Source organism: Gammaproteobacteria bacterium (assembly GCA_028817255.1).
In the GTDB taxonomy this organism is placed as follows: Bacteria; Pseudomonadota; Gammaproteobacteria; order Porifericomitales; family Porifericomitaceae; genus Porifericomes; species Porifericomes azotivorans.
Genome location: JAPPQA010000108.1, coordinates 1 through 21773 on the forward strand (window position 1 = coordinate 1; position 21773 = coordinate 21773).

The following is a 21773-nucleotide window of genomic DNA, read 5'->3' on the forward strand; positions in this document are numbered from 1 at the left end:
ACGCTGGATTCCCGCCCCTGTTCAAGCCAGGGGCAGGCTCTGCGCGGGAATGGCGAGGGGGGGGCATGGGAATGGCGGAGTAGGCTTTATTCGCTGGATGCCCATAGGGTTTTTGCACAGACTGGAAAGCCGGAATCCAGCGCAAATAGAGCGCGGTACGCGCACATTCGCGCAATGGCGGCGGCAGGCGGCGGCGGCGCGAGTATATGGCTGTCCGCCGCGCCCTCGCTCCGCCCTGAAGGAGCGCGAAGCGCGCGCTTTATACGCTGGATTCCCGCCCCTGTTCAAGCCAGGGGCAGGCTCTGCGCGGGAATGGCGAGGGGGGGCATGGGAATGGCGAGGGGGGCATGGGAATGGCGGAGTAGGCTTTATACGCTGGATGCCCGCGGGGTTTTTGCACAGAGGGTTTACGGTGGCCCCGTCCGCTATTTGTAGTGCTGCCGCATCCTATGGTATAAATCGCCAGCTGAGTCCGCAAACGGCGGGCCGGATGTTGCGACTATGACACAAATCACCATGCGCGAGATGATTGATGCCGGGATGCATTTTGGGCACCAGGCCTGCTACTGGCATCCGAAAATGGCCCCGTATCTGTACGGCGAACGCAACCGCCTGCATATCATAGACCTGGAGAAGACCCTGCCGCTCTACCGGGAGGCCCTGGTCTTTTTGGGCAAGGTGGCGGCGCGCAAGGGGGTGGTGCTTTTCGTAGGCACCAAACGGGTCGCGCAGGCGGCGGTTGCGGAGGAAGCGGCGCGTTGCGGCATGCCCTATGTAAACCAGCGTTGGCTGGGGGGATTGTTGACCAACTTTCGGATTGTCAGGAAATCCATCGATCGGCTCCGCGAATACACGGCTCAGGAGGAGAGCGAGGCGCCGGCCCCGGAGAAGATGACCAAGAAGGAGCGGTTGCGCCACCAGCGCGCCCTTGACAAATTGCGCCACAACTTTGAGGGAGTGCAGGCCCTGGAACAACGGCCGGACGCGCTGTTTGTCATTGACGTGAACTTTGAACGCATCGCCGTGCGCGAGGCTCGGCGGACGGGGGTGCCGGTGGTGGGCGTGGTGGACAGCAACAGCGACCCGGACGGCATAGATTACGTGATTCCGGGCAACGACGACTCCGGCCGCGCCGTACGCCTGTATCTGCGGGGGGTGGCGGATGCCATTTTGGAGGCGCAACGCCGGGAGATCGAGCGCGCGGCGGATGCGGACGAGTTTACGGAAGTCAGCGAGGGCGGCGGCGCGGACGCCGCGCGACCGGTCAATGCCGCCGGTGCGCCCTGAATCGCGCCCTGAATAGTATTGCGCCATAGTATTGCGCCGCTTGCCGCGCAGTCGGCATGAGGGCAGGGGAGCAGTGGAAGCAATGGAGATCGCAACGGCCAAGGTAAAGGAACTGCGCGCCCGTACAGGCGCCGGAATCATGGACTGCAAGCGTGCCTTGCAGGAAACGGAGGGCGACCTGGACCGGGCCATGCAGGCCATGCGCGTGGCGGGCAAGACGCAGGCGGAACGCCGTGCCGGCCGCATCGCAGCCGAGGGGGCGGTCCTGGTCCGTGCCGAGGGCCATTTGCTGCTGGAGGTTAATTGCGAAACCGATTTTGTCGCTCGTTCCCCGGATTTTCAGAGATTTATGGAGGGCGTTGCCGACAGTATTCTGGCGGCGGCCCCCGCCGACCTCGCTGCCCTGAACGAGGCGCCCTTTCGGAACGGAGACCTCAGCGTGGAGGAGGCGCGTTGCGAACTGGTATCCAAGATCGGGGAGAACGTCACGATTCGCCGTTTCTTCCGCATGAGCGAAGTATGCGGCCAGGTCGGAGGGTACCAGCACGGGAACCGTATCGGGGTGCTGGTGGATGTGCAGGGCGCCGCCTCCGGGAGCGCCTCCGGGAAAATGACGGAATTGGCCCGCGATATCGCCATGCATATCTGTTGGGGGAGGCCCGTCTGCGTCGGCGAGCGGGACATGCCCGCGGAACTGCTGGAACGGGAGCGCAAAATTTTGGTCGAGCAGGCGGAGCAGAGCGGGAAGCCGGCGCCGATCATGGAGAAGATCATCGCTGGCCGATTGCAGAAGTTCTTGCAGGAGGTCACCCTTCTTGGCCAGGGTTTTGTCAAGGATCCCGAGCGATCCGTAGCCGCCGTGCTGGACGAAGCCGCCGCCACCGTTCACAGCTTCGCGCGCTACGAGGTCGGCGAAGGGCTGAAGAATGGCGACTGACTCCTCCGGCTAGTCCGCGGGGGTTCTTAACTTTGCCCAAGGCCGCTGGAAAGGCCCTTTACAGGCGGATCCTTATCAAGCTCAGTGGGGAGGCGATGTGCGAAGATGCCGGTTTCGGCATCTCTCCCGAGAAGATGGACCGCTTTGCCGGAGAGATCGAGGTGCTGCTTGGGCAGGCGGACTGCCAGGTTGCGCTGGTGATCGGCGCTGGCAACATCCTGCGGGGGTCCGATCTCACCGCGGCTGGCGTGGACCGCGTGACCGCCGACCAGATAGGGATGCTGGGCACCGTCATGAACTGTCTGGCCATGCAGGATTCTCTGGAGCGTCGCGGCATGCCCGCCCGGGTGATGTCGGCCGTGCAGATCCACGAGGTCTGCGAAGACTACGTGCGCCGCCGCGCGATCCGGCACCTGGAGCGAAAGCGGATCGTGTTGTTCGCGGCGGGGCTGGGCAATCCTTTTTTTACCACCGACACGGCGGCCAGCCTGAGGGCCGTCGAGATCGGCGCCGACCTGCTGATCAAGGCTACCAAGGTGGACGGCATCTATTCCGGCAACCCCTCTCAGGACCGGGGCGCCCGCCGCTACCGGAGTTTGCACTACGACGAGGTCCTGGAGCGCCGGTTGCAGGTGATAGATGCCACCGCCGTGGTCTTGTGCCGCGACAATGACATGCCGTTGCGGGTCATTGACATGAACCGTCGGCAGTCCTTTCTGCGCGCCGTCCAGGGCGATGACGAGGGTACGCTGGTCTTCAGCGCCGGGAGGGCGTCGTGATAGACGAGATTGTCCGCCGCGCCGAACAGCGCATGGGCAAGAGCGTGGAGTCCCTGCGCCGGGGGTTGCAACGATTGCGTACCGGCCGCGCCCACCCCGATCTGCTGGAATCGCTCCGGGTCAGCAGTTACGGCACCGAGATGTCGTTGCGGCAGGTCGCCAAGGTAAGCGTCGCCGATGCCCGCACCCTGCTGCTGAACGTCTGGGACAAGGGCCTGGTGGAGTCGGTCGAACGGGCGATCCGGGACTCCGACCTGGGCCTGAACCCGGTTGCGGCGGGCCTGTCCATCCGTGTTCCTTTGCCGCCGCTCAGCGAAGATCGGCGCCGGGAGTTGGCGCGGCTGTCCCGCGCCGAGGCCGAGCAGGCGCGGGTGGCGGTGCGCAATATTCGCCGTGACGCCGTCAAGGAAATCAAGGGGCTGGGCGAGGACCAAGGCGCCGGCCAGGACGTCCGCCGCCGCGGCGAAGAAAGCCTGCAGCGGGCCACGGACGACTCCGTGGCCCGCATTGACGCCATTCTCGCCGAAAAGGAAAAGGAATTGCTGGAGTTTTAGTTCGTGCCATGAGCTACTCTTCGTTGCATCGTTTTGCCCCGGCCGTTGCGTCCGGGGGACTGGGAGAATTGCAGCACTTGGTGTTCATCATGGACGGTAACGGCCGTTGGGCCCGGCGCCGGGGATTGCCGCGGGTCGCCGGCCATCGCGCTGGCGTAGAGACTCTGCGCCGGATGGTGCGTCTGGTTCTCGCCACTCCGGTGCGGGCGCTTACGGTCTTCGCCTTCAGCAGCGAAAATTGGCACCGGCCCCGCGGCGAGGTGCGCCGCCTGCTCGAATTATTCCGGGAATCGCTGCAACGGGAGTTGAGCGAACTCTGCGACCGGGGCATACGCCTGCGCTTCATCGGCGGGCGGGAGCCTTTCCCCGCGGCCCTGCGCCGCTCCATGGCCGAAGCGGAGCGGAACACCCGTGACAATGATCGGTTGCAGCTCACGGTTGCCGTCAATTACGGCGGCCGCTGGGACATCGCGCAGGCTTGTCGCAAGCTGTCGCAACAGGCGCTGGCAGGCCGCCTGTCTCTCGCGGAGATAGACGAATCCCTGATCGCGGGGCAACTATCTCTTGCGGATCTGCCGGACCCGGACCTCCTGATCCGTACCGGCGGAGAGCAACGGATCAGCAATTATCTGCTATGGCAGATGGCCTACACGGAGTTGTACTTCACGGATCGGCTGTGGCCGGACTTCGCCGCCGCGGACCTGGAGAGCGCCCTCTCCTGGTATGCCGGCCGCCAGCGTCGCTTCGGGGGCCTGGATGCTCCGGAGCGGGAACGGGAACGGGAATGTTCCGGCGCCTGATCACGGCGGTGGCGCTGGCCGTGCCTTTGCTGGCGCTGGTTTTGTGGGCGCCGGCGCCCCTGCTGGCTGCGTTCCTGGCCGTCTTCGTGGCTGTGGGCGCCTGGGAATGGCTGCGCCTGTGCGGCATATCCGGAACCGGCCCCGGTCTCGCCTACCTGCTGTTGACGCTGGCGCTTATGGGCCTGCTCTATCCCTTGCGCGGGCAGCCGGGCGGCGTCGCGCTGGTGGCCGTAGGCGCCGCCTGGTGGTTGACGGCCCTGCCGTTGCTCCGGTACCGGGCGGCGACCGCGTACCGGCGCGGCACACGCCGGTACGCCCATGCCGGCCTGGGCTGGCTGGCACTGTTGCCGGCCTGGGTCGCCTTGCTTTGGTTGCACGGCCTCTCTCCCCGCGGGCCGTTCCTGCTGCTCTACCTGCTGATACTGGTATGGACGGCCGATAGTGCCGCCTATCTGGGCGGCCGGCTCTGGGGGTGCCGCCCGCTGGCGCCGTCCATAAGCCCGGGCAAGACTTGGGAAGGCGCGTTCAGCGCCGCCGCCGCTGTAGTCTTGCTGGCCGCCGCCGGCGCCGCCTGGCTGGGGGAGGGGCGCCCGCTGGCATTCTTGTTGCTGAGCCTGGCGGCATTTTTCTTCAGTATCGTCGGCGACCTGCTGGAAAGCAGGCTGAAGCGCAGCGCGAAACGCAAGGACAGCGGCTCTCTTCTGCCCGGGCATGGCGGGGTGCTGGACCGCATTGACAGTCTGGCGGCGGCCGCGCCGATCTTCGCCAGCGGCCTGTGGTTGTTGCGCAGAGTGACGTGATCGCGGTCAGCGTACTCGGTTCGACCGGCAGCGTGGGGCGCAATACCCTCGACGTTCTGGCTCGGCACCGCGACCGCTACCGGGTGGCGGCCCTGGCGGCCGGCAGCGACGCGGAGCGGCTGCGGGAGCAATGCCGGCAATGGCAGCCGGACTGCGCGGCGCTGGCGGATGCCGCGGCGGCGGCCCGCCTGCGGCAGAGCTGCCCAGGGCTTGAGGTGTTGTCGGGGGCCGAGGGGATAGCCGCGGCGGCGGCGCTGCCGCAGGCGGATTGCGTGGTCGCCGGCATTGTCGGCGCCGCGGGGCTGCTGCCTACCCTGGCGGCGGTGCGGGCGGGCAAGCGGGTGATCCTGGCGAATAAGGAAGCCTTGGTCATGACCGGCGGCCTGTTGCGCCGGGAGGCCGCCGGCAGCGGCGCCCGGCTGCTGCCCATTGATAGCGAGCACAATGCCGTATTTCAATGTCTGCCGAGGGATGCGGCGGATACCGGCGCCGCCGCTGCCGGTGTCCGCCGCATCCTGTTGACTGCCTCTGGCGGCCCCTTTCTCTCCATGCCGCCGGCCGAGTTGGAGGGCGTCACCCCGGAGCGGGCCTGTCAGCACCCCAACTGGGCGATGGGGCGCAAGATCTCCATAGATTCCGCCACCATGATGAACAAGGGCCTGGAGGTGATCGAGGCCTGCCTCCTATTCGACTTGTCGTTGCCGCAGGTGGACGTGCTGGTCCACCCGCGCAGCATCGTCCATTCTCTGGTCGAGTATCGGGACGGCTCCGTGCTGGCGCAGCTGGCCAGCCCGGATCTCCGCATTCCGATCGCCCACGCGCTGGCCTGGCCCGGTCCCCGCATCGAGTCCGGCGGTCGGCGCCTGGACCTGCTCACTTGCGGCCCCCTGGTTTTCGAGGCCCCGGACCCGGTCCGTTTTCCCTGCCTGCGCCTGGCCCGCGAGGCGATGCGTGAAGGGGGCACGGCCACGGCGATCCTCAACGCCGCTAACGAGGTCGCCGTGGACGGTTTTCTCAAGGGGCAGCTGCGCTTTACCGGGATCGCCGCGGTGGTCGAGGATACGCTGGAAAAGCTGCGCGCCGAGCAAACGGACGATTTGGAGCGGATCATGGGCGCGGACGCGGCGGCGCGCCGTTGCGCCGGGCGCATACTGGAGCAGCGCGCGCCATGATTCAGTTCCTGTATTCCCTGTTGGCCTTTTTGGCGACGGTCAGCTTGTTGATCGCCTTCCACGAGTATGGCCATTTCCTGGTGGCGCGCTGGAACGGCGTGCACGTTCTGCGGTTTTCTATCGGCATTGGCCCTGCCGTCTGGAAGCGCCGGGACGCCGAAGGCACGGAATGGGTGGTGGCGGCCCTGCCGCTGGGCGGCTACGTGCGCATGCTGGACGAGCGCGAGGGTGCCGTGCCCGAGCAGGAACTGGATCGCGCCTTTAACCGCAAGTCCCTGGGGCAACGCTGCGCGATCGTGCTGGCCGGGCCGTTGTTTAACCTGCTGGCGGCGGTGCTGGCCTTCACCCTGGTGTATATGATCGGCGTCACCGGCCTGCGTCCCGTGGTGGAGGACATATTGCCGGATTCGCCCGCTGCCCGCGCCGGACTGGCGCCCGGTCAGGAGATCTTTGCCGTGGCCGGCCGCCCGGCGTCCAGCTGGAGGGCCGTTAACGAGGCCCTGTTGCGGTCCCTGATCGCAGGTGCGCCCGTTGCCGAACTGAGCGTCGCCGCCGTCGCCGAAGAACGCTACCTTGTGGCGGTGTCTCTGGACGGGGTCTCGTTGGACACCTTGTCCCAGGAGACGCCCCTGGAATTGCTTGGCGTCCAGCCGCGCCTGCCGGCGCCGAAGGCCGTTTTCGATACGGTGGAACCCGGCAGTCCGGCGGACCGCGCCGGCCTGCTGCCCGGCGACCGAGTGGTTGCCGCGGCGGGGAGGCCCTTGCTCTACTGGCAGGATTTTTCCCGGGCGGTCCGGGAGCACCCCGCCGGCACCCCCCTGTCCCTGGAAGTGATGCGGCAGGGCCGGCGGCTGTCCGTGGAACTGCTCCCGGCGCGGACGGAGGAAGGCCGGGGACGCATCGGGGTGGGGCTGCGCGCGGATGCGGCGCAGCTGGCCGAATTGCGCCGGGAACTGGAGCGGGTGGAATCGTATTCGTTGTTCCCGGCGCTGGGACAGGCGCTGCGGCGCACGTGGGATATTTCGGTATTGACCCTGCGGGTGCTGGGGCAGATCGTCGTCGGCCGCGTCTCCGCGGACAACCTGAGCGGGCCGGTGGGGATCGCCTATTTCGCGGGCGTCAGCGCCCTGCAGGGGCTGTCTTCCTTCTGTACCTTCCTGGCCGTGGTCAGTATTGGCCTGGGGATCTTCAACTTGTTGCCCATCCCGATCCTGGACGGGGGACACCTGTTGTATTACTTGATAGAATACCTGAAAGGGAGCCCCTTATCCGATTTCCAACAGGCCGCGGGCCAGCGATTGGGGCTGTTTCTTTTGCTGGGGTTGTTTCTTCTGGTTTGTTACAACGATTTTCTCCGGCTGGCATGATGAAAGAATGGGCTATGCGCCAGCAGATGCGCTTTCGGACCAGCGTTGTGCTGTTCGCGCTGGCGTTGTCGGCGGCGGCGTCGGCCGAGCCATTCGTTATCAAGGACATACAGGTGAAGGGTCTGCGGCGCATTACCGAAGGGACAGTGTTTAACTACCTGCCGTTTAAGGTTGGCGACCTGTTCTCCGAAGATGACACGGCGGTGGCGATCCGCGCCCTGTACGGCACCGGCTTCTTCGACGATGTGCGGCTGGAGCAGCAGGGCGACGTGCTGGTCGTGATCGTTCAGGAGCGGCCCGCCATAGGGAGCATCTCCATCACCGGCAACGAGGACATCAAGACGGAAGACCTGCTTAACGGTCTGCGCGAACTCGATTTCGTAGAGGGCAGGGTGTTTGACAAGTCGCAACTGGATCGGATCGAGCAGGAGCTGGCGCGGCAATACCTTGCCTTGGGCAAGTATTCCATGAGCGTGGACTCGACGGTAACGCCGCTGGAGGACAATCGGGTGGCGATCGCCCTGGAGATATTCGAGGGCGAGAAAGCGAAGATCCGCCGGATCAATATCGTCGGCAACGAGGATTTTTCCGAGAAGGAGTTGCTGAAGCAGTTCAAATCTTCCACTCCCGGCATGTTCTCTTTCCTGTTCGGCGGCGGCCAATACTCGCAACAAGTCATGGCTGCCGACCTGGAGACCCTGCGCTCCTTCTACCTGGACCGCGGCTACCTGCGTTTCAATATAGACTCCACCCAGGTCACCATCAGCCCGGACCGGCAGCAAATTTTCGTGACTATCAATATCGGCGAAGGCGAGCAGTACACGGTGTCGGACCTCCGCCTGTCCGGAGATATACTGGTCCCGGAACAGGAACTGTTCGAGTTGGTTGACATCAAGCGGGGAGACCTGTTTTCGCGCAAGCAGACCAGCGCCAGCAACGAGCGGATCGCCAATCGTCTGGGAGACGAAGGCTTCGCCTTCGCCAATGTCAGCGTCGTGCCGGACATAGATGACGACGACAACACGGTGGCGGTCACCTTTGCCATAGACTCCGGCCGCCGCGTCTATGTGCGGCGTATTCTGTTCGCCGGCAATCACCGCACCCGCGACGAAGTGTTGCGCCGCGAGATGCGCCAGCAGGAAGGCGCCTGGAGCTCCACCAAAAAGATCGAGCGAGGCCGGGTGCGTCTGGAGCGGTTGGGCTTCTTCCAGGGGGTCAACGTCGAGACGCCGGAGGTGCCGGGCGTGGATGACCAAGTGGATGTGCGCTACACGGTGACGGAGCGTCCCGCCGGCAACCTGCTGGCGGGGATCGGGTTCTCGCAGAATCAGGGTCTGATCCTGCGCACCAGCATTACCCAGGACAACTTCCTGGGTTCCGGCAACCGGGTCAACTTTACCTTCAACAATAGCGACGTGAGCAGGAGCTTCGCCCTGGGCTATCTCAACCCCTACTACACCATAGACGGCGTGAGCCGCGGCTTCGATTTTTCCTACCGGGACCTGGACTCCGAGGACGCCAACATCTCGGATTACGACGCTGAGATATTCGGCTTAAGCGTCAACTTCGGCCTCCCTGTCAGCGAGTACAATTTCTTCGATGTGGGGCTTGATTACGAACAAACCTCCATCCAGCCCGGCAGTAACGCCGGCGATCTGGTGAACGATTTCATCCGCGAAGAAGGCAGGGAATTCGATCTGCTGCGCCTCTCCGGGCGCTTTACCTACGATACCCGCAACCGGGCGATCCTCCCCGACCGGGGCACGCGGCACCGGTTTCGCTCGGAGCTGGGTCTGCCCGCCTTCGGCGGCAGTGCGGTAAATTTCTACAAGGTGGATTATCGTGCCGACTGGTTTATCCCCATCGGGGAGAAATACACCCTGCGACTCCAGAGCGATATGGGCTACGGGGGCGGTTACGGAGGCACCAGTCGGTTGCCTTTCTTCGAGCATTTCTACCTGGGCGGGCCGCGTTCGTTACGCGGCTTCGAGGAGAATACCGTGGGCCGCCTGGACGCGAATCGGAATGCCTTGGGCGGCAACCTGAAGCTGTTCGGCAGTACCGAGTTAATCCTGCCGCTGCCGTTTCTTGAGGATATCCAGCAGCTGCGCGTCACCTCGTTCTTCGATTTCGGCAACGTCTATGATCTTGAGGAGGAATCGCTGGATCTGGGGCAGTTGCGCTACTCGGTGGGCCTGAGCGGGATCTGGATCTCTCCCGTGGGCATCCTGAGTCTGAGCCTGGCATCGCCGATCGGCAGTAAAAGCGGCGACCGAACGCAGGGGTTTCAGTTTACCTTTGGGACTTCGTTTTAAGGAGGATAAAAGAGTTTGAATCTGAAGGCATCGCATGTTTTTTCCCTGTTGTTGACGGGGTTTCTGGTCACGCCGGCGGCAGCGGAAGATTACCGGATCGGGGTGGTCGATCTGATACGCATCCTGGAGGGTTCTCCCCAGGCGGCCGAGGCGCGCGAGCGGATCGAGAAAGAATTCGCGTCCAAGGAACAGGAGGTGACGGCGTCGCAGCGGCGGTTGCGCGAGATGGAAGACAAGCTGGCCAAGGACAGCGCCGTGATGACGGAGGCCGACCGGCGCGAACTCGAGCGGCAGGTGATCTCCAAGCGCAGGGAGATCAACCGTCTCCAGGAGGAGTACCGGGAAGACCTGAGTTACCGCCGCAACGAGGAACTGTCCAAGATCCAAAAGACCATTCGGGAGGTCATCCAGGGCATTGCTCAGGACCAGGGCTACGACCTGATCCTGGGCGAGGGACTGATCTACGTGGATTCCAAGCTGGATATCACCGATGCCGTACTGAAGAAATTGGAACAGAACCGAGCCGAGGAAGAAAAGCGCCGCGGGCAAGAGGGCGCCGCGGAAGACGGCGAAGAGGCGGAGTAGAGCAATGGTCTGCACGACCTTGGGCGAACTGAGCCGCCGCATCGGCGCCAATTTGCGAGGCGACCCGGGGCGCGGGATTAAGGGTGTGGCCACTCTGGATGCGGCCGGGGAGGGTGAACTCTCTTTCCTTGCCAACCGGGCCTACAAGCGGCACCTGGCGAATACCCGGGCAGCGGCTGTGATCCTGGCGCCGCGGGATGCGCCCGACTGTCCGGTGGACGCCCTGGTTACCGCGGAACCTTACCTGGGCTACGCGCGCGCCGCTCAATTCTTGTTCCCCGTTCCTGCCGTGCGGAGCGGTATCGCCTCCAGCGCCGAGATCGCAGGCGATGCGCGGATCGATCTCACCGCTTATGTGGGGCCGCGCACCGTGGTCGGGGCAGGAGCCCGCATCGGTGCGCGCGCCTGCCTGGGGCCGGGCTGTATCGTCGGCCCCCGGGTCGAGGTCGGCGCCGACACCCGGCTGATGGCCAATGTCACGTTGCTGGAGGGGACCCGGATCGGCGGCGGCGGACTGTTCCACCCGGGCGCCGTGATCGCTGCCGAAGGCTTCGGCTTCGCCTGTGACAAAGGCACCTGGATCAAGATTCCGCAGTTGGGGGGCGTGACCATCGGAGACAACGTCGAGATCGGCGCCAACACCACGATTGCCCGCGGCACCCTGCGTGACACGGTCATCGGGGACGGCGTGAAGATCGACAACCAAGTGCAGATTGGGCACAATGTCCGCATCGGCGCCAACACCATCATCGCGGGTTGCGTCGGTATCGCCGGCAGTGCCCGGATCGGCAGGGATTGCCGGATCGGAGGGGGCTGTGCGGTGAATAGCTACGCGGAGATTGCCGACGGAGTTTTTCTGGCGGGTCGGACGGCGGTGCATCGCTCGATCTCCAGGGCCGGCGCTTATGCCTCTGGCACCATGGTGACGGACCTGGCGACCTGGCGGCGCAACGCCGTGTGGATGCAGCATTTGCACCAGTCGTTGCGTGACATGCAGGAGCGTATCGCTGCCCTGGAGGCTCGCGCAAGGCGGGGTGCGGGAGGCGCGCAATGAACACTACCCTGGAGGAGTGCCAGCAAATGTCTCTCGGCGTCGAGGAGATCGAAAAACTGGTGCATCACCGTTATCCGTTCCTGTTCATTGACAAGGTGATCGGCTGCCAGCACGGCAAGTACCTGCAAGCGATCAAAAGCGTTACCGCGACCGAACCCTTCTTCCAGGGCCACTTCCCCGGCCGGCCCATTATGCCCGGGGTGCTCATCGTCGAGGCGATGGCGCAGGCCGCCGGCGTGCTGATCTCGCTGTCCTTCCGCGACCAACTGGCGGTGGGCGATAGCCCCCCCCTCTACTACCTGGTAGGCATAGACAAGGTGCGCATCTCCCGGCCGGTGGTCCCCGGCGACCGGCTGTTGTTGGAGGTGCGCGTCGAGCGCATCCGGAGCCGGCTGTGCATCTTTTCCACCTCGGCGAGCGTGGACGGGGAGACAGTCGCCACCGCTGAACTGAGGAGTACCTTCTCCGAGAGAGGCGGCAGTTGATCCACCCGTCGGCGATCGTTCACCCGGATGCCCGCATCGCCGAAAGCGCCTCCATAGGGCCGTACGCGGTCATTGAGGAGGGCGTGGAGATCGGCGCCGGTACGCGCGTCGATCCCTTTACCGTGATTCGCGGTCCCACCCGGATAGGCCGCGACAATCGCGTTCACCAGTTCTGTTCCCTGGGAGACGACCCGCAGGATAAAAAATACCGGCCGGGCGAACATTCGGAACTGCTGATCGGCACCGGCAACGTGATCCGCGAATATTGCTCGATCAACCGCGGCACCGCCGCCGGCGGCGGCCGCACCATGATCGGAGACGGCAATTGGATCATGGCCAATGTCCATATTGCCCATGACTGCATCGTCGGCAACCAGGGCGTATTCGCCAATCATGCCACCTTGGCTGGCCATGCCGTCGTCGAGGACCACGTGACCCTGGGCGGGTTCACGGGGGTGCGGCAATTCTGCCGCATCGGCGCCTACGGCTTCACCGCCGCCTTTTCTTTGGTTAACCGCGATATCCCCCCCTACTTGAGCGTATCCGGGAACAAGGCGCACCCCATGGGACTCAATCAGGAGGGCCTGCACCGACACGGTTTCGAGGCAGAGCGGATTGCTACGCTGAAGAAGGCCTACCGGCTGTTGTACCGCGAGGGATTGCGCTTGTGCGAGGCCCTGGAGCGGCTGGACGAATTGGCCTCGTCGTCGGGTTCCGACGATGTGGCCAACCTGACGAAGTTCATCCGCGCCTGCGATCGCCCTATCCGCTGATCCCGGCTTCCGTTTTGCATTCGTCTTCCGTACGCACCCGGTTTGCCCCCAGTCCCACCGGCGCCCTGCACCTCGGCGGCGTGCGCACGGCGCTGTTTTCCTGGTTGCATGCCCGCAATCGGGGCGGCCGCTTCCTGTTGCGTATCGAAGACACGGACCGCGCCCGCAACAGCGAGGGCGCGGTGGCTTCGTTGCGCGACGGCCTGGCTTGGCTGGGTCTGGACGCCGACGAGGAACCGGTGCGGCAGAGCCGCCGTCTGCAACGCTACCGCGAGGCGGTCGCCGGGTTGCTGGAGGCGGGCCGCGCCTACCGCTGCTACTGTACGCGGCAAGAGTTGGAAGCCATGCGCGCCGCCGCCCGCGCCGAGGGCCGCAAGCCGCGTTACGACGGCCGTTGCCGCGACCGCCGGCTGCCGCCGCCCGGCGGCGCGCCGTCGCCGGCGATCCGTTTCCGCAGTCCGCGCGACGGCCGGCTCAAGATAGCGGATATGGTGCAGGGCAGCGTCGCCTTCGACAACGCCGAGTTGGACGACCTGGTTATCGCCCGCTCGGACGGCAGCCCCACCTACCACCTGACCGTGGTCGTGGACGACCGCGACATGGGGATCACCGACGTGATCCGCGGCGACGACCACCTCAACAATACCCCCAGGCAACTGCACTTGATCGAGGCGCTGGGGGCGGCGGCGCCGCGCTACGCCCACGTACCGATGATCCTGGGGCCGGACGGCAACCGGCTGTCCAAGCGCCACGATGCCGGCGACGTGCTGCAATATCGGCGGCAGGGCTACCTGCCGGAGGCTTTGCTCAATTACCTGGCGCGGCTTGGTTGGTCCCGCGGCGACCGTGAACTGTTTCGTCTGGGCGAACTCGTGGAGCATTTCGACATAGGCGCGGTCAGCCGGGCGGCGGCGCGCTTCGACCCGGACAAGATGCGCTGGTGCAACCAGCAGCACATGCTGCGCCGTTGCCCCGGCGATCTGGCCGGGGGGCTGCGCGCCCAACTGCTGTCCCTGGGCGTTACCGCCGCCGGTATCGCCGCCGGCCCCGAGCTGCGGCACCTGGCCGAAGTGCAGCGCGAACGACATCCCACGTTGCGGGAAATGGCGCGGGCCAGCCTGGCGTATTACCGCGCCCCGGAAGGCTACGAACCGCGCGCCGCCGTCCGCTTTCTGCAACCGGCGGCGTTGCCCCCGCTACAGGAACTCCGCCGCCGTCTGGGCGGCCTGGCATCGTGGCGCGCCGCGGCCATCGGCAAGGAGGTGGAGGAGGTGGCCGCCCGGCATTCGCTGCCGCTGGGCAAGGTCGCGCAACCGGTGCGGGTTGCCGTCTGCGGAACGCCGGTCTCGCCCCCGATTGACGTCACCCTGGAACTGCTGGGCCGCCGCCGCACGCTGGCGCGCCTGTGGCGCGGTATCGCTTGTATTGAGCGGCAGGCGACGGCGGGAAAGGAAGAGGCGAAGGACCAGGTCTGAACGCGCTTGCCAAGTCTGACGCGCTTGTCTGTGCGGTCTGCGGCAGCGCGGCTACCAGGGCAGCGTCTCGCCATTGGCATGGCGGAATTCGCCGCTGTGTTCCAGGCTCATCGCGTCCATGCGGGCGATGAGGCCGGCGGCCGCCTCGTCGGGCGGAATGCCCTGGCCTCCGGTCAATTCGGTCGCCACCATGCCCGGGTGCAGCAACGCCACCGCGATGCCGCGCCCGCGCAGGTCCCGCGCCAGGCTGACCCCGGCCATGTTCACGGCCGCCTTGGAGAGCCGGTAGCCGTAGTAGCCGCCGGAGGAATTGTCCGCTATGGAGCCCATGCGGCTGGTTATGATCGCCACCCGGGCGCCTCGCTTCAGTTGCGGCAACAGTGCCAGGGTCACCCGCAACGGCCCCAGGACGTTGACCTCGAACTGCCGGCGCACCCGCTCGAAGTCCAGGTTATCCACGCCGTCCGCATACATGATCCCGGCATTGTTGACCAGCAGGTCCAGCGTTACGCCGTCCAGCGCCCGGGCCAGGAGCCGCGCTCCCTCGTCGTTGCTCACGTCCGCCCCCGTTACCGCCCGTATGCCCAGCGCATCCAATTCCGGCGAGGACTTGCGGCAGGCCGCGATCGCCTCGTCGCCGCGCCCGTGCAGCTGGCGGCACAGCTCCAGGCCGATGCCCCTGTTGCCGCCGGTTACCAGTACGGTGGCCACCGCTTGCTACCTTTCCCGCTCCCGTATATATACCGACTTGGGGCCCTGCGGATGGGCGCCTTCCTTGACCCGTTCCTGAATATCGAATAACTCGATTGCCCTCACCAGCTCGCCCAGCTTCAGGTAGCCGTAGTTGCGCGGGTCGAATTCCGGCGCCCGTTTGACGATGATCTGTCCCACCTCCCCCAGGTATGCCCAGCCGTCGTCGTCGGAGACCGATTCCACCGCGCTGTGCAACAGGGTCACGAGTTTCTCGTCCTGTATCAACTGTTCGGAGGTCTTCGGCTTGGTAATGTTGCTCCAGTCGCCCTTGGGTATTTCCAGCACGTCGGTGAACAGGAACTTATCGCAGGCGGATACGAAGGCCTTCGGCGTGCCTCGTTTGCCGATTCCGTACACGACCATGCCGGACTCCCGGAGCCGCGACGCCAGCCGCGTGAAGTCGCTGTCGCTGGATACCAGGCAGAAACCGTCGAAGCGATTGGTGTAGAGCAGGTCCATCGCGTCTATGATCAGGGCGCTGTCGGTGGAGTTCTTGCCGGCGGTGTAGGAAAATTGCTGGAACGGATGCAGCGCGTATTTCAGCAGTGCCTTTTTCCATTCCCCCAGATACGGGGAAGTCCAGTTGCCGTAAACGCGCTTGGTGTTGGCGGTGCCGTATCTGGAGATCTCTTCCAGCAGCGGGCCCATGAGAGACGCCTGGGTATTTTCCGCATCAATCAGGATAGCCAGTCTTTGCGCCTTTTCGTTCGCCATCTTCTTTAGCGCCAGCCCCGTTCCGCGGTTTCGGGCGCTATTTTGTCCTGTTTTTCGTGCCGGGGGGCCGCCGGCAGCCCCCTGTTATTCCTGGAAAGCCCTTACCAGGGTGGAAAAATCGTTTCTCCCCGGGCGGATATAGCGCCGAAAGCCCTCCTCATCCACATACAAGCAATCATATACGATTTTCCGTTGCGCGTCATTCCGCTGCGCCTCGGTCGCGTCTTCGCACCACTGCTTCAGCCGATCCATTTGCGGCGACACATCCTCGTCCCTCCGCCCCTTGGTCTCCACCACATAAATTTCCGATGCGGATTTTTTGACCTGTTGCTTGACCACAAACGGGCGCGTTCCCGCGACCTTGATGTAATCGAGAATCTCCGCGCCGCCTTTGTCGCGCGCGATGCGCGCGCTGATTCCCTGCTTGAACGTTTCCATAATCGTTTTCGCAACCTCCGGTTCGGACAGGTTACGCCAAGTGCCGCACACATATCGGCATCAAGCCAGCGTGTTCTTCTCATGTCTATTTCCACATTGTCAAGAAAGCAATCCTCCGTTTATTTGTGGAGCAACACCAAACTTTCAAAGCCATTTTTATTGTGGTAGGTAGTCGGCAGGGAAATCTTCATACTATCACCCCCAAAATCTGCATGGTATCATTGCCAAAAATATCCACCATCTTGACCGCCAACTTCCGCGCCCCCGGGCCGCACTCGTGGAACGCGCTGGTCAATTCCAGCGTTTGGTTTTTCCTGGTCCGAAAGGACTGCCACTCGTTCTCGAACACAAAATCCCCGCTCTCTTTTTCTACGATTTTGCCGTCGTCGTCGCGCACGCGGATGATTTCCGGTTTGCGCTCAAAGTCAAAATCCACCGCCCAGTAGTCAATCCAGTCGGCCCATTCTTTGGTCAGGATTTCGCGGCTGACAGCGCCGTTTTTTTCTTTGGTGATTTTCACAATCTGCCCGGCGGCGGCGATAACTTTGCTTTTGCCGACCTTCAGATTCGCGAATGCCTCCCGCCCGGCGTCCTGCGAGTAATACACCGAAAAATCGGTCAGCCGCACCGCCACCTTGTTCTTTTTCTTGATTACTTCGGCATCAATGTAAGACACATCGTGAAACACGATTTCCCCTCTGTCCACGGTGCGCTTGTCGAACACTTCCGCCGGGATGTATTTGAGCGCGAGTTCTACGCCTTTGCTTTTGGCGTCTTCCTGGGTTTTCGGGAACATGCCCATTTCGAATTCAAAGGCGAGAATGTCTGCGCGGGTGATTTTCCTCCGCAGGCATTCGCCAACCACTTCCTCCGCGAACAGGCGCGTCACCGGCAGGTTGATGGGGCCGATGGCCACCATGCGCCCGGCTTTTTTGCCGTGGAACACGCCGGACTGCTCCACCGCCTGCGCCGCGTAGGCGCGCAGAATCAGCCGCTGGTAGTCGCGTTGTTTTTGTTGCAGCTGTTGTTGCTGTTGTTTGTCGCTGAGGTTCGGGTTGACGCCGATGTAGTGCTGGCGCTCGTATTTGCCGAGGTTGAGGATGGCAAAGGCGCGGTAATCTTTGCCGCCCGCCTTCAGTTCGCGCTGGACGCCGATCATGCGCTTGCGCGTGGTGTGGATGGCGAACTTGCCTAGGTCGGAGACTATCCATTTGCGGTTCAGTTTTTCGGCGACGGCGGCGGTGGTGCCGGAGCCGCAGAAGAAGTCGGCGACGAGGTCGCCTTCGTTGCTGGAGGCTTTGATGATGCGTTCCACAAGTTTTTCCGGCTTTTGGGTTGGATAGCCAATTTGTTCTTTTGCTTGAGAATTAATTGGATAAATATCAATCCAAATATCCTCTACTGGCTGACCTTGTGAATCATCCAGAAATCTTTTTACTCTCGGCTTGCCCGCATTAGTGAAAACAATCACGCCATCCTGCAGTCCTTGATTGATTTTCTCTTGCGACCAAATCCAATGTTTCCCGGGAGGCGGGGGCAATAACCCCTTTCCCCCAAAATATCTCGCTTCTCCTTGACCTCTCTGGGTAAAGTCAGCCAGTTGATACTGGCGGCCTGTTTTTTCATCTACTAATTTGTAGTGGCTGCTCAAACGCTTGGGATCGTGCTCCGTGTATTGTTTATTGAATAAATGGCCTTCTCGAATTTTTGAATATGCAAACACACTGTCGTGCACATTTCCGAACGACTTCGCTTGGCCTTTTGAGGAACGAATTTTTTGCCAAATTAACTCATTGATAAAATTTTCTTTCCCGAAGATTTCATCCATCACCAGCCGCATATAGCCATTCACCCGCCAATCGCAATGCACGTAAATACTCCCATCATCCGCCAGTAAGTCGCGCATCAGAATCAGCCGCTCGTAAATCATCGCGATAAAAGAATCCGCTCCCTTGCCCCAGGTGTCGCTGTATGCGATTTGCTCCAGCACATTCGGCTTCTTGGTAAAAGTCTCTTCGCCGTCGCCAATCTCTACATCCATGGAAAAATCCGCGCCCACATCGAATGGCGGGTCAATGTAAATCAGTTTCAGGCCGCCAGCCTGTTCGATCTCCTCGCGCAACGGGCCGCCCTTCAATGACGACAGCGCCAATTTGTTGTCGCCCCAGATCAGTTTGTTGACCCACCCCGCCTGTTGCCGCCCGCGCTCGTCGAACAGATAGCCCTGCTGCGGCTCGGCAGTGCCGTCGCCCGCCCGCTTCTCAGCCCGCGGCTCATCCACCTGCTCGATAGTCTGAAACGGCAGCACCACGCTGCTCACCTCGCGGCTTTTGCCGTTCCAGACCAGCTCTACCTCGCGCTTGTCGCCGAACAGTTTGAAGCGGAACTTGTCCGGCAGCGGCTTGTTCGCCTCAATCAGTTTGACGAGGTCGCGCTTTTCGTTGTCGCTGAGGTTCATGGCCGTTGCTGTTTATCAGCTCATGGCCGGGCGCCGGTCTCGCAAGGCGCCGCCGATGATGTTAAACCCGAGCATGTAGCAATATACGCTGGTGGGGATACAGTCTGCCTGCCGCCCCTGTCCCAGGTCGAGTTTGCCGGTTTCGGTGCGTGTTGTGAATACGCTGGGCAGGCCAGGGTGTTTTTGGAGAAAGGACTTTAGGGAACTGCGTAGTCTCCGCTGGGCGAGGGCGCCGTCGGACCATTTGACTTCCACGCACCATGCGGGACGTTGCCGACTGTCCAGGCCGACGATGTCCACTTCGCCCTGGGACCAGCGCGCGTAGTGGAGTTCCTGGTTTTGGTGGAACCATTGCGAGAAGACGGCGGTCTCGGACAGGACGCCCATATCCAGGGCCTCCCCGCCGACCGGGCCGAATAGGGCGCAACGCATTGAGGGGTTGGTGAGATAGACCTTGAAGAAGTTGGCGCGTTTGAAGCGCCGGGCATTGCGGTCTATGCGGTGGACGGTCTTGATGAGGAAAGCGGCCTGCAGATATTCCAGGTAGCGCTTGATCGTGGGTTTGGTGACGCCGGAGTTTCGGGACAGTTCGTCCAGCGATATTTCCTGGGCGGTGTTCCAGGCGAGGGTCATGAACAGGTTGTTGAGTTCCTGGATGTCCTGGATGCCATACAGGCTGGGCAGGTCGCGCAGCAACACTTTGTCTATGATGTCGCTGCGGATGTAGCGGCCCACGTCTTGCCGGATGGTTTCGGAAAAGACGGCCTCGGGGTAGCCGCCGATGTTGATATAACGGATAAAGTGTTCGTTGAGTTGTTCGATGTCGTCGCATTCTCCCATGCCCTGGTCACTGACCGGTCGCACCATTCCTCCCAGGTCTTGCAGTTCCAGGTATTCATAAAAGGTCAGCGGCGGCAGCAGGAAATCGGTGAAGCGCCCGGCGCCCGATTCGATGCTTTTCAAGCGCAACGCCGCCGCCGCCGAGCCGGAGGCGACGCAGCGGATTTGCGGGTGAGAATCCACGAATGCCTTGAGGTGGCGCTCCCAGTCCGGCAGGTACTGGATCTCGTCGAGGAAGAGGAAGGCCGGAATCCCCTGCAATCCGCCGGCCTTGCGCAGATGCCCGACGAGGGTTTCGATAGACAGGTTGGCGTACAAGGGTTGGTCCAGGGACAGGCAGGCGATGGCGTGCGGGGAGGCGCCTTTTTCCAGGAGTTCCTGGATCGCGTGTTGCAACAGGACGGTCTTGCCGACGCGGCGCGGCCCCATCAGCACGATGGCGCGGCGCACACCCTCGGTCGCCAGCAGTTGGGCGAAGCGCCGGAAATAGGCGCGGGGGCGCAGGTTGCGGTAGAACGAGTCGGTTTGGGGCGGGGTGCCTTCCCACCAGGGGTTGTCAACGCGCATGCGCGCCCGGCACTGTTCCGGGGGGATGGTTTGCATGGGCGGATTCTAGAGAATACGGGAGCATAAATCAATCTAACGAAAGTTAACTTGTCTTAAGCCCTATTATTGGATTAAATACTTATAAATCAACAACTTAAAATTGCACCTAAAAAAGCAGGCTGTGAGGAGGCGGCTTTTTTGTCTCATATTTTGCGTTCTGTGAGGCGCTGCCGGCTTAGCATCTCGCGGATGAGACGCTAAGCGTCTTTCGCCTCGCGGGGGATTTCCGGCGGCCAGGGCTGTGCCGGGCGCCGAGGAAAGTGCGCCGCCCGGCCCCTTGCCGGGAGCGTGGCATATATGGACACGGCGCGGTTGGCAATTCACAATGCCCCTTTTTTCGGCGCGGGAGACGGAGATGAATGCGGAAGACGCTACCCTGGAACTGGCGATGGAGTTGATCCGGCGGCCCTCCGTTACCCCCGAGGACGGCGGCTGCCAGGAGTTGATCGGCACCCGCTTGCGGGCCATGGGCTGCGAGCTCACCTCCCTGCCCTTCGCCGATGTCTCCAATCTCTGGGCGACGCATGGCGAGGGCGCGCCCCTGCTGGCGCTGGTGGGCCATACGGACGTGGTGCCGCCCGGGCCGGCGGCGGCCTGGAGCGAGCGGCCCTTCGTGCCCCGGCTGCGCGACGGCAAGCTGTACGGGCGCGGCGCCGCCGACATGAAGGGCGGGGTCGCGGCCATGGTGACGGCAATGGAGCGCTTTTTGCGGCGGCGCCCGCGCCATGCCGGCACGGTGGCCCTGCTGCTGACCAGCGACGAGGAGGGGCCGGCATTGCACGGCATCCGGCGGGTGGCGGAGTGGCTGCGCGAGCGCAAGCTGTTGCCGGATTACTGCCTGGTGGGGGAGCCTTCCAGCGAACGGCGCCTGGGGGACGTCATCAAGCATGGCCGCCGCGGTTCCCTGAGCGGCCGCCTGCGGGTGCAGGGACGGCAGTGCCACATCGCCTATCCGGAGCGCGGCGTCAACCCGATCCATGCCGCGCTGCCGGCCCTGGCCGAGTTGTGCGGCATGGTGTGGGAGGAGGGGGACGGCGGCGACTTCCCCCCGACCCAGTTCCAGGTCTCCAACCTGCGGGCGGGCACCGGGGCGGAAAACGTGATCCCCGGCCACTTGGAGGCGCTGTTCAACTTTCGCTATTCGCCGGCGCTGTCGCGGGAGGAAATGCAGCGGCGGTTGCAGGCGGTGCTGGACGCGCATGGACTGCGCTACGAACTGGAGTGGCACCGCGGCGGCGACCCCTTCCTGACCCGCGGCGGGCGGCTGCTGGACGCCGTGCGGGAGGCGCTGCGGGAGACAGCCGGCGTGGAATGCAGCCTGTCCACCGGGGGCGGGACTTCGGACGGGCGCTTCCTCGCGCCGCTGGGGGCGGAGGTGCTGGAACTGGGGACGACGGGCGACACCATCCACGAGGTGGACGAATACGTGCCCGCCGAAGAGTTGCCCCTGCTTTCGGAGATCTACGAAGGCGTACTGCGCCGGCTGTTGGCCGCGCCCGCGGCGGCCGGGGCTTCCGTTGCCCCGGCGTCTTGAGCGGGCAATGGAGCGGCTTTAATCAGGGCGCCTTAGCCTGAGCGGGC

Annotated in this window: 20 protein-coding genes; 15 read left to right on the forward strand and 5 right to left on the reverse strand. The window is 63.6% G+C overall.

What is annotated here, in order from left to right; all coding sequences use genetic code 11:
* Nucleotides 1-501 precede the first annotated feature (501 nt).
* The 14 genes from rpsB to gltX all read left to right on the forward strand — a co-directional run bounded on the left by rpsB (nucleotide 502) and on the right by gltX (nucleotide 14383).
* Nucleotides 502-1287, forward strand: coding sequence for a 30S ribosomal protein S2 (gene rpsB / locus OXU43_04650; GenBank protein MDD9824439.1), 786 nt, complete (start codon nucleotides 502-504; stop codon nucleotides 1285-1287).
* A gap of 82 nt (nucleotides 1288-1369) precedes the next feature.
* Nucleotides 1370-2224: a translation elongation factor Ts gene (tsf, locus tag OXU43_04655; protein ID MDD9824440.1), complete on the forward strand. Its 855-nt coding sequence runs from the start codon at nucleotides 1370-1372 to the stop codon at nucleotides 2222-2224.
* 32 nt (nucleotides 2225-2256) lie between these two features.
* Complete coding sequence (gene pyrH, locus OXU43_04660; GenBank protein ID MDD9824441.1) at nucleotides 2257-3003, forward strand: UMP kinase; 747 nt, start codon at nucleotides 2257-2259, stop codon at nucleotides 3001-3003.
* A complete protein-coding gene (gene frr, locus OXU43_04665; protein ID MDD9824442.1) occupies nucleotides 3000-3557 on the forward strand; it encodes a ribosome recycling factor in 558 nt (185 codons plus the stop codon). The genes pyrH and frr overlap by 4 nt, the downstream gene beginning before the upstream one ends.
* Nucleotides 3558-3565: 8 nt before the next feature.
* Nucleotides 3566-4357: a polyprenyl diphosphate synthase gene (gene uppS, locus OXU43_04670; protein ID MDD9824443.1), complete on the forward strand. Its 792-nt coding sequence runs from the start codon at nucleotides 3566-3568 to the stop codon at nucleotides 4355-4357.
* Entirely contained in the window at nucleotides 4342-5157 is an 816-nt protein-coding gene (locus OXU43_04675; GenBank protein ID MDD9824444.1) for a phosphatidate cytidylyltransferase, read from the forward strand. The genes uppS and OXU43_04675 overlap by 16 nt, the downstream gene beginning before the upstream one ends.
* Nucleotides 5154-6329: a 1-deoxy-D-xylulose-5-phosphate reductoisomerase gene (locus OXU43_04680; protein MDD9824445.1), complete on the forward strand. Its 1176-nt coding sequence runs from the start codon at nucleotides 5154-5156 to the stop codon at nucleotides 6327-6329. Before OXU43_04675 ends, OXU43_04680 begins: the two co-directional genes overlap by 4 nt.
* Complete coding sequence (gene rseP / locus OXU43_04685; protein MDD9824446.1) at nucleotides 6326-7696, forward strand: RIP metalloprotease RseP; 1371 nt, start codon at nucleotides 6326-6328, stop codon at nucleotides 7694-7696. Before OXU43_04680 ends, rseP begins: the two co-directional genes overlap by 4 nt.
* Nucleotides 7693-10011: an outer membrane protein assembly factor BamA gene (gene bamA / locus OXU43_04690; protein ID MDD9824447.1), complete on the forward strand. Its 2319-nt coding sequence runs from the start codon at nucleotides 7693-7695 to the stop codon at nucleotides 10009-10011. The genes rseP and bamA overlap by 4 nt, the downstream gene beginning before the upstream one ends.
* A 15-nt stretch (nucleotides 10012-10026) precedes the next feature.
* Nucleotides 10027-10596, forward strand: a complete 570-nt coding sequence (locus OXU43_04695; protein MDD9824448.1) for an OmpH family outer membrane protein — start codon at nucleotides 10027-10029, stop codon at nucleotides 10594-10596.
* Between the two features lie 4 nt (nucleotides 10597-10600).
* Nucleotides 10601-11650, forward strand: a complete 1050-nt coding sequence (lpxD, locus tag OXU43_04700; GenBank protein ID MDD9824449.1) for a UDP-3-O-(3-hydroxymyristoyl)glucosamine N-acyltransferase — start codon at nucleotides 10601-10603, stop codon at nucleotides 11648-11650.
* Complete coding sequence (fabZ, locus tag OXU43_04705) at nucleotides 11647-12135, forward strand: 3-hydroxyacyl-ACP dehydratase FabZ (protein MDD9824450.1); 489 nt, start codon at nucleotides 11647-11649, stop codon at nucleotides 12133-12135. Before lpxD ends, fabZ begins: the two co-directional genes overlap by 4 nt.
* Nucleotides 12132-12908: an acyl-ACP--UDP-N-acetylglucosamine O-acyltransferase gene (gene lpxA / locus OXU43_04710; GenBank protein ID MDD9824451.1), complete on the forward strand. Its 777-nt coding sequence runs from the start codon at nucleotides 12132-12134 to the stop codon at nucleotides 12906-12908. Before fabZ ends, lpxA begins: the two co-directional genes overlap by 4 nt.
* A gap of 14 nt (nucleotides 12909-12922) precedes the next feature.
* Nucleotides 12923-14383 carry a glutamate--tRNA ligase gene (gene gltX, locus OXU43_04715; protein MDD9824452.1) on the forward strand — a complete coding sequence of 487 codons (1461 nt, stop codon included), beginning with the start codon at nucleotides 12923-12925 and terminating at the stop codon, nucleotides 14381-14383.
* A 51-nt stretch (nucleotides 14384-14434) separates the two neighbouring features.
* On the opposite strand, the gene OXU43_04720 is transcribed toward gltX, so the two are convergent.
* The 5 genes from OXU43_04720 to OXU43_04740 form a co-directional block, all read right to left on the reverse strand.
* Nucleotides 14435-15094, reverse strand: coding sequence for an SDR family oxidoreductase (locus OXU43_04720; GenBank protein MDD9824453.1), 660 nt, complete (start codon nucleotides 15092-15094; stop codon nucleotides 14435-14437).
* Nucleotides 15095-15100: 6 nt separating this feature from the next.
* Complete coding sequence (locus OXU43_04725) at nucleotides 15101-15850, reverse strand: NYN domain-containing protein (protein MDD9824454.1); 750 nt, start codon at nucleotides 15848-15850, stop codon at nucleotides 15101-15103.
* 84 nt (nucleotides 15851-15934) lie between these two features.
* On the reverse strand, nucleotides 15935-16288 hold the full coding sequence (locus tag OXU43_04730; protein MDD9824455.1) for a hypothetical protein: 354 nt from the start codon (nucleotides 16286-16288) through the stop codon (nucleotides 15935-15937).
* A gap of 187 nt (nucleotides 16289-16475) precedes the next feature.
* Nucleotides 16476-18746: a site-specific DNA-methyltransferase gene (locus OXU43_04735; protein MDD9824456.1), complete on the reverse strand. Its 2271-nt coding sequence runs from the start codon at nucleotides 18744-18746 to the stop codon at nucleotides 16476-16478.
* Nucleotides 18747-18761: 15 nt separating this feature from the next.
* Entirely contained in the window at nucleotides 18762-20189 is a 1428-nt protein-coding gene (locus tag OXU43_04740) for an ATP-binding protein (GenBank protein ID MDD9824457.1), read from the reverse strand.
* A gap of 358 nt (nucleotides 20190-20547) precedes the next feature.
* On the opposite strand from OXU43_04740, the gene dapE reads away from it, so the two are divergent.
* Nucleotides 20548-21726 (forward strand): succinyl-diaminopimelate desuccinylase, encoded by a 1179-nt coding sequence (dapE, locus tag OXU43_04745; GenBank protein MDD9824458.1) that lies wholly within the window; start codon nucleotides 20548-20550, stop codon nucleotides 21724-21726.
* Nucleotides 21727-21773: the final 47 nt, after the last annotated feature.

Excerpts from the sequence above, each read along its gene's own strand:
- rpsB (MDD9824439.1), top strand. The coding sequence starts at position 502 with ATGACACAAATCACCATGCGCGAGATGATTGATGCCGGGATGCATTTT.
- tsf (MDD9824440.1), top strand. The coding sequence starts at position 1,370 with ATGGAGATCGCAACGGCCAAGGTAAAGGAACTGCGCGCCCGTACAGGC.
- uppS (MDD9824443.1), top strand. The coding sequence starts at position 3,566 with ATGAGCTACTCTTCGTTGCATCGTTTTGCCCCGGCCGTTGCGTCCGGG.
- OXU43_04675 (MDD9824444.1), top strand. The coding sequence starts at position 4,342 with ATGTTCCGGCGCCTGATCACGGCGGTGGCGCTGGCCGTGCCTTTGCTG.
- rseP (MDD9824446.1), top strand. The coding sequence starts at position 6,326 with ATGATTCAGTTCCTGTATTCCCTGTTGGCCTTTTTGGCGACGGTCAGC.
- bamA (MDD9824447.1), top strand. The coding sequence starts at position 7,693 with ATGATGAAAGAATGGGCTATGCGCCAGCAGATGCGCTTTCGGACCAGC.
- lpxD (MDD9824449.1), top strand. The coding sequence starts at position 10,601 with ATGGTCTGCACGACCTTGGGCGAACTGAGCCGCCGCATCGGCGCCAAT.
- fabZ (MDD9824450.1), top strand. The coding sequence starts at position 11,647 with ATGAACACTACCCTGGAGGAGTGCCAGCAAATGTCTCTCGGCGTCGAG.
- OXU43_04725 (MDD9824454.1), bottom strand. The coding sequence starts at position 15,850 with ATGGCGAACGAAAAGGCGCAAAGACTGGCTATCCTGATTGATGCGGAA.
- OXU43_04730 (MDD9824455.1), bottom strand. The coding sequence starts at position 16,288 with ATGGAAACGTTCAAGCAGGGAATCAGCGCGCGCATCGCGCGCGACAAA.
- OXU43_04735 (MDD9824456.1), bottom strand. The coding sequence starts at position 18,746 with ATGAACCTCAGCGACAACGAAAAGCGCGACCTCGTCAAACTGATTGAG.
- OXU43_04740 (MDD9824457.1), bottom strand. The coding sequence starts at position 20,189 with ATGCAAACCATCCCCCCGGAACAGTGCCGGGCGCGCATGCGCGTTGAC.
- dapE (MDD9824458.1), top strand. The coding sequence starts at position 20,548 with ATGAATGCGGAAGACGCTACCCTGGAACTGGCGATGGAGTTGATCCGG.